Raw genomic sequence first — 12933 nt, 5'->3', positions numbered from 1 at the left:
ATATGCGCCGGACATCTACCTTCGCCGCGCGGTACTTTCGGGTTATTTGTGCTATATAACCGAAAAAGCAGCGATTTTCGACCCAGACGCGCGAGCAGGAGCCCCACATGAAAGCACTCAAATCCCTCGGCCGCTTTGGCCTTTTTGCGACTGTCATCGTCCTTTTCGGTGCCTTCGCGATGCTCACAGCGCTGTGGTCGTGGTGGATGGCTCTCCCGTCGGTGATTTTCGGCATCCTGGCGGTGATGGGGGTGTACGACCTGATCCAGCCCAAACATTCGATCCTGCGCAACTATCCGGTGCTGGGGCACATGCGGTTTTTCTTTGAAGGTATCCGCCCGGAAATCAGGCAGTATCTGATTGAATCCGATCAGGACGAAGAACCCTTTAGCCGTGATGATCGGTCGCTGGTCTATCAACGCGCCAAAGGCGTGGAAGATGCGCGGCCTTTTGGCACGCGGATGCGGGTCTATGATGCGGGGTATTCATGGGTCACCCATTCGGTCCAGCCGGTCCATATCACCGACACGGATTTTCGCGTGACCATCGGCAACAAGGACTGCAAGCAGCCCTATGACGCGTCGATCTACAATATCTCGGCGATGAGCTTTGGGTCGCTGTCGGCCAATGCGATCAGCGCCCTGAACAAGGGGGCCAAGATGGGCCAGTTCGCCCATGACACCGGCGAAGGCGGGATCAGCCGCTATCACCGCGAAGGGGGCGGCGACCTGATCTATGAAATCGGGTCGGGCTATTTTGGCTGCCGCACAGAAGACGGGCAGTTCGACCCCGACAAATTCAAGGAGCAGGCCGCAAGCGACCAGATCAAGATGATCGAGCTTAAGTTGAGCCAGGGTGCCAAACCCGGTCATGGTGGCATGCTGCCCGCGTCGAAGATCAGTGCCGAGATCGCGGCGGCACGGGGCATCCCGATGGGGCACGACTGCATCTCGCCCGCCGCCCATTCGGCGTTCACCTCTCCTGTGCAGATGATGGAGTTTCTGGGCAAGCTGCGCGATCTGTCGGGCGGCAAGCCTGTGGGGTTCAAGCTGTGCATCGGCCACCAGCGTGAATTCATGTGTATGGTCAAGGCGATGCTGGATACGGGGATCGTGCCTGACTTTATCGTCGTCGACGGCACCGAAGGCGGCACGGGCGCTGCCCCGCTTGAATTCGCCAACCACGTCGGCATGCCGATGGTCGAGGGGCTGACCTTTGTGCACAACACCCTGCGCGGTGCCGGTATTCGCGATCAGGTGAAACTAGGCGCGGCGGGCAAGGTCGTATCCGCCTTTGACATCGCCCGTGCGCTGGCTTTGGGCGCGGATTGGTGCAACTCCGCCCGCGGGTTCATGTTTGCGGTGGGCTGTATCCAGGCACAGGCGTGCCACACCAATCACTGCCCCGTCGGCGTCGCGACCCAAGACCCCACGCGTCAGCGCGCCTTGGATGTGGATGACAAAAGCCAGCGTGTCGCGCGGTTCCACCGCAATACGCTGATGGCCTTGGGCGAGATGACAGGCGCCGCCGGTCTAGAGCACCCCAGCGATTTCCTGCCCCGCCATATGATGATGCGGCAAAGCGATAACAGCATGGTGCAGGGTGATCAGGTCTATGGCTACCTGCCCGAAGGCTATCTGCTGGATGATCAATCGCCCGACTATAACGGCAATAAAACCCGTTGGGCGCGGGCGCAGGCCGACAGCTTTGTACCGTTTGATTAAACGCGCCCAAGACCGGAAACACAAAAGGCGCGCAGGTTTCCCGGCGCGCCTTTCATTTTGATTACAGAGCTTACTTTGCTTCTTCGGCGACCGCGGCAGCGACGGAGGCTTCGAAAATCCCGAGCCCCTCTTCGATGATCTCATCCGACGCGGTCAGCGGCACCATCACACGCACGGCGTTGCCCTGCATGCCACAGCTCAGCAGCAGCAGACCGCGCTTGAGCGCGTGCGCGATGACGCGTTTGGTGAAATCACCGTCCGGTGTCGCCGTGTCAAAGTCGGTCACAAACTCGACCGCGACCATCGCACCCAGACCGCGGATATCCCACATGCGGAACGGTGCAGAGCGTGCGCCAATCTCGGCAAAGCGCGCCTTGAGGTGTTCCCCCATGTCCAGCGACCGCTGCAGCAGGCCTTCTTCCTCGATCGCCTCGATCGCGGCAAGCGCTGCGGCACAGGCGACGGGGTTGCCGCCGTAGGTGCCACCCAAACCGCCGGGGATCATCGCGTCCATCACATCAGCGCGGCCAATCACACCCGCCAGAGGATAGCCACCCGCCATCGACTTTGCGACGGTTATCAGATCGGGGGTAACGCCGGAGTGTTCGATGGCAAACCATTTGCCGGTCCGGCCAAAGCCCGCCTGCACTTCGTCGGCGATCAGCATGATACCGTGCTGGTCACAGATCTCGCGCAGCTGGTGCATCATCTCGAACGGCACGGGGGTATACCCACCCTCGCCCAAGACGGGCTCGATGATGATGGCGGCCACACGTTCGGGCTGCGCATCGGTCAGGAACAGGTTCTTCAGGCCGGTGATCGCATCCTCGACCGTGATCCCGTCGCGAGGCGATGGGAAAGGCGCGCGGAAGATATCGGACGGGAAGGGACCAACGTCTTTTTTGTAAGGAGAGATTTTACCCGTCATCCCCAACGTCAGCAGCGTGCGTCCGTGGTAGCCGCCGGTAAAGGCGATCACACCGGGGCGGCCGGTTGCAGCCCGGGCGATCTTGACCGCGTTTTCCACCGCCTCGGCACCGGTTGTCACCAGCAGCGTCTTCTTGGGTGCGTCACCGGGGGCCAGCGCGTTCAGCTTTTCCGCCAGTTCGATGTAGGGGGCGTAGGGCACAACCTGAAAGCTGGTGTGCGTGTATTGGTCTTCTTGCGCCTTGGCTGCCGCGATCACCTTGGGGTGACGGTGGCCGGTGTTCAGCACGCCGATGCCGCCAACGAAGTCGATGTAGCGGTTGCCGTCCACGTCCCAAAGTTCCGCGTTCTCGGCGTATTTCGCATAGATCGGCGCCGCAGAGGCAACGCCACGTGGAACAGCCTGTTCACGGCGGGCGATCAACTGAGCGTTGGTTTCGACAGATACGTTTGCATCAAGCATGTCGGGCACGACGCTGCTTTTTGCCGGTTTCTTTGCAGCGGCCTTGCGCGGCTGCTTTTTGACAGTACTAGGCATATACAAATCCTCTTGTTGAAACGCGACCCGCGTTTAAAATCCTCTTATTGCGTTTAATTTAATTGTCAATATAGATTTGCCTCAGCGCGCGTCAGTTGAATCGGCTGCGCCAAAATTTGCCTGTGATCGCACCAAGATACGGGTTAGGTAGCTGACAGAAATAATCCGGGGACCGGACGTGGACATAGGTCAAAGACTAAGATCGATTCGAGAAGAACGCGGCCTGTCTCAGCGCGAACTGGCGACCAAGGCAGGGCTGACCAACGGCACCATCTCCTTGATCGAGAAGAACAAGACGAGCCCCTCGGTCGCGTCTTTGAAAAGCCTGCTGGACGCGATCCCGATCAGCATGGCTGAATTCTTTTCAACGCTGGAAGATACGCAATCGCCCAAGGTCTTCTACCGCGAGAGTGAGTTTACCAAAGTCTCCCCCACCTATGACGGTCAGGTGTCGTTGCGCCAGCTTGGCAACGCGGAGCAACACTCCTTGCAGGTGCTGCACGAAACCTACCCGCCCGGCGCGGACACAGGCCCCGAACTGCTGGTGCATGAGGGCGAAGAAGCTGGCGTGGTTATTTCCGGAGAGATCGAGGTGACGGTCGATGATGCCGTCGCCGTGCTGGCACCGGGGGATGGCTATCTTTTTGACAGCCGCTTGCCGCACCGGTTCAGAAACATCGGCGACGTACAATGCATTGTTGTAAGTGCATGTACGCCGCCGAGTTTTTGAATTCGTTTTCTTGACGTGCGGATGGCCCGCACTAAACCTTTGATTATCGTTCGTCGTCGCGCCGGGAATGGCTATGCAATGACGATCTTTGGCGCTTTTTCTCTTCGCTGCCCCGTTGCGTGGTCAGTGAAACGATAGCGATTGCGGCCAAAGCGAGAATCAAAAATGAAGCGATAAACAAATCTGTCGTCATTGATGCCTCCTGTTCGCTTGTGTGGCTCGTTCAGGAGACTAACAGCCCACGGGTCACATGGTTCCACAGGCTGGAGGGCGCAATTGCTGCATTGCAGAGTTTGCGCGGCGCTTTGCTGAGACGGCGAATGTCGCCTGACATACGCGATCGGGACCACATCCATCGCGAAACGACCGAAAGTCCCATGAATCCGGCAGGTTGCAGCCCAACAGGCCCCGCTGGCTGGGACGCGAAGGATTCACCGCCGACATACTGAAAATAAATTTAATTTTACCGAGTTTTCTGCGCCGAACCCTCAGTAGTCGTAGACTTCTTTCGCTTGCAGCGGCACGTGGAATTCAACGCTCAGCGTATAGGTGCCCTCTTCATCGATGATCTCTACCTGCCCGTTCAACTGACGCGAGAACGCGTTGATCAACCGGGAGCCAAGGCCGGTCCCTGCTTCGGGATCAATATTGCCGGTGGTGTTCTTAACAAACAGCAACGCCATTTCCGGCTGGGTATGAGACAGGCTCACCTCGATATGTCCCTTTGCCTTGCCGTCGGCGGCGACATATTTCAGCGCATTGGTAATCGCCTCGGACACCAGCAACGTCAGCGGTGCGGCGTCGTCGGGGTCAAGCTGAACCGCCTCGTAGTTTTGCGATACCGTCACGCCAGAGCCGGACGGCAGACCTACGCTAAGGAGCTGGTTCACGATCTCATGCATGAGCGCGCCCCCGTCGACGCGGGTCAGGTTGTCGTTCTGGTACAGGCTTTTGTGCACCGTCGCGAGGCTGAGTATCCGGTCCTGCAAACGCTGCAGCACGCGTTTCGCATCCGATGTGGTCGCCTGACGGATCTGCATGTTCATGATAGAAGAGATCAGCTGAAGGTTATTCTTCACCCGGTGATGCACTTCTTTCAGCAGAATATTCTTTTGGCGCAGGTTGTCTTCTAGCGACGCTTCATCCCGCAGGATCGATTCCGCCATACCGACAAAAGCATGCTCCATATTCACGATCTCGGTCGGGACGACACCCCCCAAGGGCGTGCGCGGCAAGGTTCTGTTCAACGCGAAATGGCGCATCTGCCGACCAAGTTTGCGGATGTGTTTAATGGCCAGACGGTTCAGCGCCCAGAAGGCCACGACAAGGCTTGCCAGCCACATCGCCACCGGCAGCACAAAGCTAAGCGTTGTCATCGCCCCCGCCTGAAGCAGCGGGGAATCCTCGGGCCAGACGCTCATGGCGTAGGCAACACCGGGGACGATGGGCAAAACGGCATAGACGCGGTCCTGCCCTTGCTGGTTGGTATCATGGAAGACGCGACCCGACTGGCCTACATACCATTTCAACGCGGCAAAGGAGGGCAGCTCTTGCTCGGCCGCTTCAACACCATTTTTGGTCGTCAGGATGTCGCCCTGCGCGTTGAAGGTCAGCATCGCGATCGGCTGCGACCCTGTCTCGGGCACCGGTGCGTCGTTAAAAACCTTTTCGGGAATGGACAGGTTGATAAAGCCGATCAGCTCTTCTTCCACCTTAAGCGGGTTGGTGACGATCAGCACCGGTTCCTTGCTTTGCGCCGGCGTGCTGGTGACATTCGCCATGCGACTTTTGTGTTCGATCATCTTCTGAAATACAGGCCGGTCCGACACGTTTCCCGAAACGCCTGTCGACACACAATCCATCCGTCCGTCGTTTTGGATGAAGCTTGCGACTGTATAAAGGTCGGAGGATCGCTGATATTCGCGCATGAAGGCGCTGCAGGATACATTGTCAGACTTGATCAGTTTGACCACGGACGCCAAAGCCGCCGCTGCGCCGAACGCTTCCTGAATGGTGCCGCTTTCCTTCGCCGACGCTTGCTCTGTAATGGCAAGCAGCGACAGTTCGGCATTCTCGAGGTTCTGCTCCGCAATCTCTCGCGTCTGCACAACGGCGATCAAACCGATGGGCAGCAACGCAAGCGATAGGAAAAGCAGCACGCGAAACGCGAGGCCACGAAAGATATTTGTGGACAGAAACCCCGACGTCACGATCAGAAAGAAGACACTTTAGATGCCGAGATAACCGACATCGTCGCATCATCCGTCATTTCGAGGCTTTCGTCATCGCGCAGGCCCATCAGCTCAGCCAGTCGCGCACGGGCACGGTTCGTCCGGCTTTTGATCGTACCGACGGCAACGCCACACATCTCGGCGGCTTCCTCGTAGGAAAAGCCCGATGCACCGACCAGCAGCAATGCTTCGCGCTGTTCGTCTTTCAGCAAACCCAGAGCTTTACGGAAATCGGTCATTTGCATATGCCCGTCATGCGCTGGCTTTTCGGCAAGGCTTTCGGTGAACACACCATCCACATCAGCGACCTCGCGGTTGGCTTTACGACGGGAAGAATAATAGGTGTTCCGCAAAATTGTGAAGAGCCAAGCGCGCATATTTGTGCCGACTTCAAATTTTTCGATGTTGGTCCAAGCTTTGACCAGAGTATCCTGAACCATGTCATCCGCGACGGCACCGTTCCGGGTCAGGCTGATGGCAAAGGCGCGCATGGCGGGCAAATGCTCCACCAGTTGGTCGCGGGGATCAGAATTGCTCATCCTTTTTTACCAGCGTTTTTATCCTGTTCTTTCAACTGATTAAGCAGGTCTTTAAATTTATCGGGAATCCCTTCTTCCATCGTCTCGTCATAAACGCGGCGAAGATTTTCGTCGATAAAGCGCTCACGCTCGTCGTTTTGGCCTGATTGCATGAACAAGTTTCCTGCCTTCTTTAAATACTGTATTTATACATATGACACGGAACCAAACACAGCGTTAGGGGGTTTGGTTCCAGAAATATTTTAAAAGGACGACAATAAATGACGGATGTCACCGAAACACCAAGTGTCAGCGATGCGTTGGGTGAATGCCTTCCTTACCTGCGTCGCTACGCGCGCGCACTGACCGGCAGCCAGAACAGCGGCGACGCTTTTGCAGCCGCCTCGCTCGAAGCGATTTTGACGGACCGGTCGGTTCTGGATGGTGTAGACACCCGCACAGGTGTGTTCCGCGTTTTGTACGGCATCTGGGCCAGCGCCGGTGCGCCTGTCGAGGAAGGTGAAAGCGGGCCCCGCGCCAAGGCGCAAAAGCACCTCGCCAAACTGACCAACCACAGCCGCGAAGCGTTGCTGCTGCACACGATCGAAGGGTTCTCCTTTAAAGAAGTCGGCCAGATCATCGGTGTTGAAGAGAACGAAGCCAGCGAGCTGGTGCAGATTGCCCGCCGCGAAATGGCAGATAGCGTTACCGGTTCGGTCATGATCATCGAGGACGAGGCGATCATCGCGATGGACATCGAATCCATCGTCGCCGAAATGGGCCACCGTGTGACCGGTGTTGCGCGCACGCGTGACGAAGCTGTCAAACTGGGCAAAGCGGATGTGCCGGACCTGATCCTCGCGGATATCCAGCTGGCCGATAACTCCTCCGGCATCGATGCCGTGAACGATCTGCTGCGCGATTTGGGTAACCGTCCGGTGATCTTCATCACCGCATTCCCCGAGCGCCTGCTGACCGGCGACAAGCCCGAACCCGCGTTCCTGATCTCCAAGCCCTACACGGTGGATCAGGTCGTATCGGCTGTTTCGCAAGCGATGTTCTTCTCGTCGACAGAGACGCTGCACAGCTAAACCGGCATACACGCAAACAAACGAGGCCGCGGTGGTTCCACCGTGGCCTTTTTTTTATCGATCCTGTGGGACGCAAGCCACGCCTTTAAGGAACTTATATCTACAGGGCGCGTTTGGTTGGTGAACACATGAATAATGGAGACCACCATGGCCAAGGACGTAACCAACACAAGCAACCTGTCTGTCGATGATATCTCGGTCCAGCTGGCCGTTTTGAAAGACGACATCGCGTCGCTGACAAGCACGATGGCCGATCTGACCAAAGCCAAAAGCGCCGAAGCTGCCAACCAAGCGAAATCCACTGCGCAGGATCTGGCGAACTCCGGCCGTGACAAGGCATTGGAAGCGCAGCAAACAGCCGAAGACTTTGTACGCACACAACCAGCCGCCGCATTGGGTATCGCTGCGGGTGTCGGCTTTATCGCCGGTCTGTTCGCGACACGCCGCTAATGTTCGAATATGTGACGGATAGGGTTGCCCAAAAGGCAACCCGAACGGCGCAAACTGCCGCCATCGGCTTTGGCGCAATGCTCTGCCTGATTGTGGGCGGGGCGTTTCTTGCCGTCGCCGCGTGGCTGTTCTTGCTTACCATCACCACACCGCTGGTAGCCTGTCTGATTATGGGCAGCCTGTTTTTCGGTATGGGTCTTGTATTGATTGCGGCCCTGTCAATCCGGGCTCGTGCAATCCGGCGTCAGAAACGCGAAGCCGCCTTACGCGCACAGGCGATGCAACAGGCGCAAGCCACCGGCGGCGTCGGCGGAATAGCTGCGATCATCACGGCTTTCGTCAACGGTCTGAACGCAGGGAAGCAAGCGCGTCGCTAATGCCTTGCACCATGGTGTCATTGGTGAAAGGCCGGTCTACGACGGAATAGATGTAGGTGTCGGGAATGCTTTGACCTTCGCCATATAGAACATAGGCGACATCTTTCGTGGGCAGGTCTGCGGCAAAGAGTTCCGACAGGTCATTCGACGTGCCGGACACAAGCGCCACGGCCTGAGACGAACAGCTGCGCAGTTCAGAGATAAAAGCGGAAAGGGTTTCGGACACAGACAATGCGGCGTCACCGAATGCCTGTTCCAGCATGTCGATCACATCCGCCCGAACGATCGGGTCAGTATCGAATACGAAAAAAGGAATCACATCGCGCCTTTCTAATCCCGCGAAGGTAGCAATATTTCCAAAGCGCCGCGTTAAACTATGACATACGAGTTAGGAATTTTTTCATGGGTATCGATTGCCGCTATTGTCCGCTTCACAAAAAGGACGCCTTTGTCACCATGACAAGGGAAGAGCTTGAGTTCATGCAGAAATTCAAGGTCGGTGAGCTTAGCGTCGACCCCGGCACGACAATCCTGATGCAGGGATCCAACTCCCCCCAACTTTATACGGTGCTGTCCGGCATGGGCATCCGGCATAAGTCGCTGGATAATGGTGAACGGCAGGTCATTAATTTTGTCTTCCCCGGCGATTTCATGGGGCTTCAGGCCGGTATGCTTGGCGAAATGGGCCACAGCGTGGAGGCGCGGACACATATGCGCATGTGCGTGTTCAACCGGTCGGACTTCTGGACCTTCTTCCGCAGCAACCCCAGCCGCGCGTTCGATATCACATGGCTCGCCGCGATAGAGGAGCATTTCCTTGGCGAAACGCTTGCCACTGTCGGCCAACGCACCGCGCTGCAAGCGGTGTCATGGGCAATGCTCAAGTTCTTTGAACGCGGGATGGGGCTGGGGTTGGTGACAAATAACACAATGACCCTGCCCTTCACGCAACGCGATCTGGCGGATGCATTGGGTCTATCGCTTGTCCATACCAACAAAACCCTCGCGAAGCTGCGGGACCAGCAACTCGCGTCCTGGTCGGATCAGGTGCTGCAGGTCAACGACCTCGACAAGCTCGCCGACGTCGCCGAGACAGAGCGCAGCAAACCGGCCAAGCGCCCCTTGATGTAGGCGCTATTCCTCGCTCACACTTACCAGATTATCCGCCACATAAGCCCCGCGTTTGCCAAGCGGCCGGTCACGGCCAATGGTGCTGTCAGGGCGCGTGCGCAGTTCCACCTGCGCGTTCCACGACGCCCCCATCAGCACCAGAAAACTGCTGATCCACAGCCAGACCAGCATGGCGATTACAGCGCCAATAGACCCGTAGACCTGATTGTAATTGCCGAAGTTCGCAACGTAATAGCTGAACCCGATCGACACCACCGCCCATGAAAACACCGCGAAAACGGCCCCCCATGTCAGCCAGCCGATGCGCGCCGCACGACGGTTCGGGCCAAAGCGGTACAGCACACCAACACCGGCCAATAGCACCAAAATCGCGATGCTCCAGCGGATGATCTCGGCGACGAAATAGCCGAATACCCCCAAGGGGATGAACGACAGCACAATCGGTGCGATCACCACAGTGATCAGCGCAATCAGCCCCACCATCACCAAGGTAAAGGTCAGCATCAGCGCCCGCAGATAGTGCCGCGCGGCGTTGCGATTGCGTTCACTATACACGCTGTTCAGGCCGATCATCATCGCGCCCACACCTGCCCGCGCCGACCACATCGCCACCAGAACCGAAGCCGCACCAGCCCACCCCAGTTTGCCGGTGCTGGTCGTGACCAACGACACCACCTGATCATTGAGAATATCATAGACGTCATCGGGCAGCAGACCGCGCATGTCTTCCAGCTGGGCAATGACAACCACAGGGTCAGAGATCAGGCTCAGGATCGTGACCAAGGCGGCAAGGGCGGGAAACAGCGACAACATCGCATAAAAAGCGACCCCCGCCGCGATAAGCGAGACGTTCTTTTCAGAGATATCAACCAGCGCCGCTTTCAGCGCATCCCAGTACAGCTTTACGGTGCCCACCGATTTCTGTGTCAAAACCCTTGATCCTCGTTCCCCACGGCTGCTGCCCCCGCCACATCACATTTACGCTACTTTTCCTCTTCTACCTCATCGCGCACCTGACCCCAAGCGACGAGGGTAAAGATGATCGTTCCGCCAACAATGTTGCCCGCAAGCACCGGTAAGAAGAACTCGAACACCGCCGCCATCAGGCCAAGCTGGCCGTCCAGTATCATCACCGCCATCTCGACCGACCCCGCAACGATATGCGCGAAATCCCCCGCGGCGATAAGCCAGGTGAACACAAGGATCAGGAAAAACGACGTCTCATCCGCCTGCGGCATCATCCAGACGATAAGCGCGACGATGACCCCCGCCGGAATGGCCCGCCAGAACCCCTGATAGGCCCCCATGCTGGTTGCGTGATGCGACAGGTCCAGAATGGCCGGCAGCACCTCGGGCGAAATCGCGGGCGTCCAGAGAAACAGCATCGCCGCGGCAAAGGCCCCCACCACATTCGCCGCCAGCACGATCCCCCACAGGCGAAACATACACATCAGCGAATGCCAGGTTTTGGCCCGCATGATCGGCAAAACGGTGGTGATGGTGTTTTCGGTAAACAACTGCATCCGGCCCATGATCACCGCCAGAAAACCCAGCGAATAGCCCAGGTTCTCGATCAGGAAACGATGCGAGGTATCGGGCAGATAGGTCCGGAACACGGCCTCGCCCAGAACCGACAGGCTGATCATCACCCCCGCCGCGATCCCCGACCAGATCAACGACCGCTTGCTGCGCGCCAGCTCTTCCTCGCCCTCACGGCGGATCACTTCGTAGATCAGCTTGGGCGACAACGCCGTCGCTTCGCTGACCGATTTCTCCTCGGCTTGTGCGTCCTGTGGTTTCTTACGCGAAACCCTGCGTTGAATAAGAGGGGCCATTCCTGCGCTCCTGAAAACTACGAACAAATGGGGCCGAGCCCGCAAAATCTGATTGTGATCCAGCATCAAACTAGCGCAGAAACTGCATAAGCACAGAAAGTAACGCAGCAGGGCCGCATAATGTTCACAGAAGATACCAAACTCATGTCGGCAATCCGCGACCGCTTTGCCCATGTTGACAGCTGCCCGTTCCAGGGACCGCGCGTGTTTTTCGAAAACGCTGGCGGCGCGCTGACATTGACCACGGTCGTCGAGACCTCGACCAAATTCGCCGCCATCCCCGACAATCAGGGGCGCGACAACCCCGCGTCCCATGCGCTGGTCGATATCATCAAACAGGCCCGCGCCGATATGGCGTTGTTCTTCAACGCGCCTGACGGGCAGTTCTTTGTCGGCGAAAGCGGGACAGAGCTGTCGTTCCGCCTGATCCGGACAGCAGTCATGGGCAGCGCCCCGGGTGCCGTCATCGGGTCCACCGTGGAACACCCCGCCTCGCGCAGCGCGGCGCAACACTGGGCCAATGTGGCGGGCAAACCCTATATCAGCGTGCCCCACGATAACGCGACAGGTCAGGTTACGCCCGACGCCTACGCAGCTTTGATGACCCCAGAGGTACGGGTTGCCACGATCCTGCACACCTCCCCCGTGACGGGGATCGCCAATGATGTGGCGGGCATCAGCGCCGCGATCCGCGCGATCGCCCCCGACGCCTATATCTTTGTCGACGGCATCCAGCACGCCAGCCACGGGCATATCGACATCTCCAGCTATGACATCGACGGCTATGTCATCTCTCCGTACAAACTGTTCTCGCGCCACGGCTATGGCATTGCCTGGGCGTCCGAGCGTCTTACCGCGCTGCCGATCGAGACACTGGCGAACGGTCCCGCAGGGAATTGGGAAATGGGCACCCGTGACACGGGCGCCTATGCGACATTCTCGGATGTGGTGCGCTATTTCGACTGGCTCGGCAGCCAGGTGTCAGACGCCACAGCCCCCCGCGCGCGGATAGAGGCCGCCGCCGCTGCGATCCACGACCACGAACAACAGCTGACCAATGCGCTGCTGTTCGGCACGGGAAACCTCGCCGGATTGGCCGATCTGGCGGGCGTCACGATCCTGGGCGGCACCGACAACCCCGACCGCGAGGGGCTTGTGTCCTTCACGCTCGACGCCCTGCCCGCGGCGGATATCGTGGCCCAACTCAACGCCCAAGGCATCCGGACCCATGTGCGCAAGGCGGATCACTACTCCGGCAACATCCTGACCCCGCTCGGGCTTGATGCCGCGGTGCGTGTGTCGCTTTGCCATTACAACTCCATGGACGAAGTCCGCGCCCTGCTCACGGCGATGAAAGACATCGCCGCATAAATGCCCGGTT

General features: G+C 58.2%; 15 protein-coding genes. 7 read left to right on the top strand and 8 right to left on the bottom strand.

Features of this window, described 5'->3' with window-relative positions:
* Nucleotides 1–107 precede the first annotated feature (107 nt).
* Nucleotides 108–1724 (top strand): FMN-binding glutamate synthase family protein, encoded by a 1617-nt coding sequence (locus tag B4F27_RS01570; protein WP_286758676.1) that lies wholly within the window; start codon nt 108–110, stop codon nt 1722–1724.
* A 70-nt stretch (nt 1725–1794) separates the two neighbouring features.
* Here the strand turns inward: B4F27_RS01570 and gabT are convergent, their stop codons facing one another.
* Nucleotides 1795–3189, bottom strand: coding sequence for a 4-aminobutyrate--2-oxoglutarate transaminase (gene gabT, locus B4F27_RS01565; RefSeq protein WP_197145863.1), 1395 nt, complete (start codon nt 3187–3189; stop codon nt 1795–1797).
* Between the two features lie 178 nt (nt 3190–3367).
* On the opposite strand from gabT, the gene B4F27_RS01560 reads away from it, so the two are divergent.
* Nucleotides 3368–3919, top strand: a complete 552-nt coding sequence (locus B4F27_RS01560; RefSeq protein WP_009825647.1) for a cupin domain-containing protein — start codon at nt 3368–3370, stop codon at nt 3917–3919.
* Between the two features lie 43 nt (nt 3920–3962).
* On the opposite strand, the gene B4F27_RS01555 is transcribed toward B4F27_RS01560, so the two are convergent.
* The 4 genes from B4F27_RS01555 to B4F27_RS01540 all read right to left on the bottom strand — a co-directional run bounded on the left by B4F27_RS01555 (nt 3963) and on the right by B4F27_RS01540 (nt 6841).
* Nucleotides 3963–4112: a hypothetical protein gene (locus B4F27_RS01555; protein ID WP_005850628.1), complete on the bottom strand. Its 150-nt coding sequence runs from the start codon at nt 4110–4112 to the stop codon at nt 3963–3965.
* 295 nt (nt 4113–4407) lie between these two features.
* The gene (locus B4F27_RS01550; RefSeq protein WP_235183730.1) at nt 4408–6078 is read right to left on the bottom strand and encodes a sensor histidine kinase; all 1671 of its coding nucleotides are present in this window, start codon (nt 6076–6078) and stop codon (nt 4408–4410) included.
* Between the two features lie 53 nt (nt 6079–6131).
* Nucleotides 6132–6689 (bottom strand): RNA polymerase sigma factor, encoded by a 558-nt coding sequence (locus tag B4F27_RS01545; protein WP_005850631.1) that lies wholly within the window; start codon nt 6687–6689, stop codon nt 6132–6134.
* A complete protein-coding gene (locus tag B4F27_RS01540; RefSeq protein WP_005850632.1) occupies nt 6686–6841 on the bottom strand; it encodes a NepR family anti-sigma factor in 156 nt (51 codons plus the stop codon). The genes B4F27_RS01545 and B4F27_RS01540 overlap by 4 nt, the downstream gene beginning before the upstream one ends.
* Before the next feature lie 108 nt (nt 6842–6949).
* On the opposite strand from B4F27_RS01540, the gene B4F27_RS01535 reads away from it, so the two are divergent.
* From B4F27_RS01535 to B4F27_RS01525, 3 genes are all read left to right on the top strand, one after another.
* The gene (locus B4F27_RS01535; RefSeq protein WP_074636590.1) at nt 6950–7759 is read left to right on the top strand and encodes a response regulator; all 810 of its coding nucleotides are present in this window, start codon (nt 6950–6952) and stop codon (nt 7757–7759) included.
* Nucleotides 7760–7906: 147 nt separating this feature from the next.
* Nucleotides 7907–8209, top strand: a complete 303-nt coding sequence (locus tag B4F27_RS01530) for a DUF883 family protein (RefSeq protein ID WP_235183729.1) — start codon at nt 7907–7909, stop codon at nt 8207–8209.
* A gap of 11 nt (nt 8210–8220) precedes the next feature.
* A complete protein-coding gene (locus tag B4F27_RS01525; protein WP_235183728.1) occupies nt 8221–8586 on the top strand; it encodes a hypothetical protein in 366 nt (121 codons plus the stop codon).
* Here the strand turns inward: B4F27_RS01525 and B4F27_RS01520 are convergent.
* Complete coding sequence (locus tag B4F27_RS01520; protein WP_009825650.1) at nt 8549–8905, bottom strand: hypothetical protein; 357 nt, start codon at nt 8903–8905, stop codon at nt 8549–8551. The genes B4F27_RS01525 and B4F27_RS01520 overlap by 38 nt on opposite strands.
* Before the next feature lie 83 nt (nt 8906–8988).
* On the opposite strand from B4F27_RS01520, the gene B4F27_RS01515 reads away from it, so the two are divergent.
* On the top strand, nt 8989–9717 hold the full coding sequence (locus B4F27_RS01515) for a Crp/Fnr family transcriptional regulator (RefSeq protein WP_005850638.1): 729 nt from the start codon (nt 8989–8991) through the stop codon (nt 9715–9717).
* A 3-nt stretch (nt 9718–9720) separates the two neighbouring features.
* On the opposite strand, the gene B4F27_RS01510 is transcribed toward B4F27_RS01515, so the two are convergent.
* Nucleotides 9721–10647 (bottom strand): YihY/virulence factor BrkB family protein, encoded by a 927-nt coding sequence (locus B4F27_RS01510; RefSeq protein ID WP_005850639.1) that lies wholly within the window; start codon nt 10645–10647, stop codon nt 9721–9723.
* 53 nt (nt 10648–10700) lie between these two features.
* On the bottom strand, nt 10701–11552 hold the full coding sequence (locus B4F27_RS01505) for a formate/nitrite transporter family protein (RefSeq protein ID WP_074636592.1): 852 nt from the start codon (nt 11550–11552) through the stop codon (nt 10701–10703).
* A gap of 120 nt (nt 11553–11672) precedes the next feature.
* Between B4F27_RS01505 and B4F27_RS01500 the strand changes: the two genes are divergently transcribed.
* Nucleotides 11673–12923, top strand: a complete 1251-nt coding sequence (locus B4F27_RS01500) for an aminotransferase class V-fold PLP-dependent enzyme (protein ID WP_286758675.1) — start codon at nt 11673–11675, stop codon at nt 12921–12923.
* The last annotated feature ends 10 nt before the right edge of the window (nt 12924–12933 follow it).

The organism is Sulfitobacter sp. UBA1132, from assembly GCF_002311545.1.
GTDB lineage: Bacteria > Pseudomonadota > Alphaproteobacteria > Rhodobacterales > Rhodobacteraceae > Sulfitobacter > Sulfitobacter pontiacus.
The sequence above is the reverse complement of the archived record's forward strand: the minus strand, read 5'-3'. Positions and strand labels throughout refer to the sequence as shown.

What these genes read in the sequence shown, in the direction of transcription:
- gabT (WP_197145863.1), bottom strand. Translation starts at nt 3,189, where the DNA reads ATGCCTAGTACTGTCAAAAAGCAGCCGCGCAAGGCCGCTGCAAAGAAA.
- B4F27_RS01535 (WP_074636590.1), top strand. Translation starts at nt 6,950, where the DNA reads ATGACGGATGTCACCGAAACACCAAGTGTCAGCGATGCGTTGGGTGAA.
- B4F27_RS01545 (WP_005850631.1), bottom strand. Translation starts at nt 6,689, where the DNA reads ATGAGCAATTCTGATCCCCGCGACCAACTGGTGGAGCATTTGCCCGCC.
- B4F27_RS01515 (WP_005850638.1), top strand. Translation starts at nt 8,989, where the DNA reads ATGGGTATCGATTGCCGCTATTGTCCGCTTCACAAAAAGGACGCCTTT.
- B4F27_RS01555 (WP_005850628.1), bottom strand. Translation starts at nt 4,112, where the DNA reads ATGACGACAGATTTGTTTATCGCTTCATTTTTGATTCTCGCTTTGGCC.
- B4F27_RS01500 (WP_286758675.1), top strand. Translation starts at nt 11,673, where the DNA reads ATGTTCACAGAAGATACCAAACTCATGTCGGCAATCCGCGACCGCTTT.
- B4F27_RS01570 (WP_286758676.1), top strand. Translation starts at nt 108, where the DNA reads ATGAAAGCACTCAAATCCCTCGGCCGCTTTGGCCTTTTTGCGACTGTC.
- B4F27_RS01530 (WP_235183729.1), top strand. Translation starts at nt 7,907, where the DNA reads ATGGCCAAGGACGTAACCAACACAAGCAACCTGTCTGTCGATGATATC.
- B4F27_RS01540 (WP_005850632.1), bottom strand. Translation starts at nt 6,841, where the DNA reads ATGCAATCAGGCCAAAACGACGAGCGTGAGCGCTTTATCGACGAAAAT.
- B4F27_RS01505 (WP_074636592.1), bottom strand. Translation starts at nt 11,552, where the DNA reads ATGGCCCCTCTTATTCAACGCAGGGTTTCGCGTAAGAAACCACAGGAC.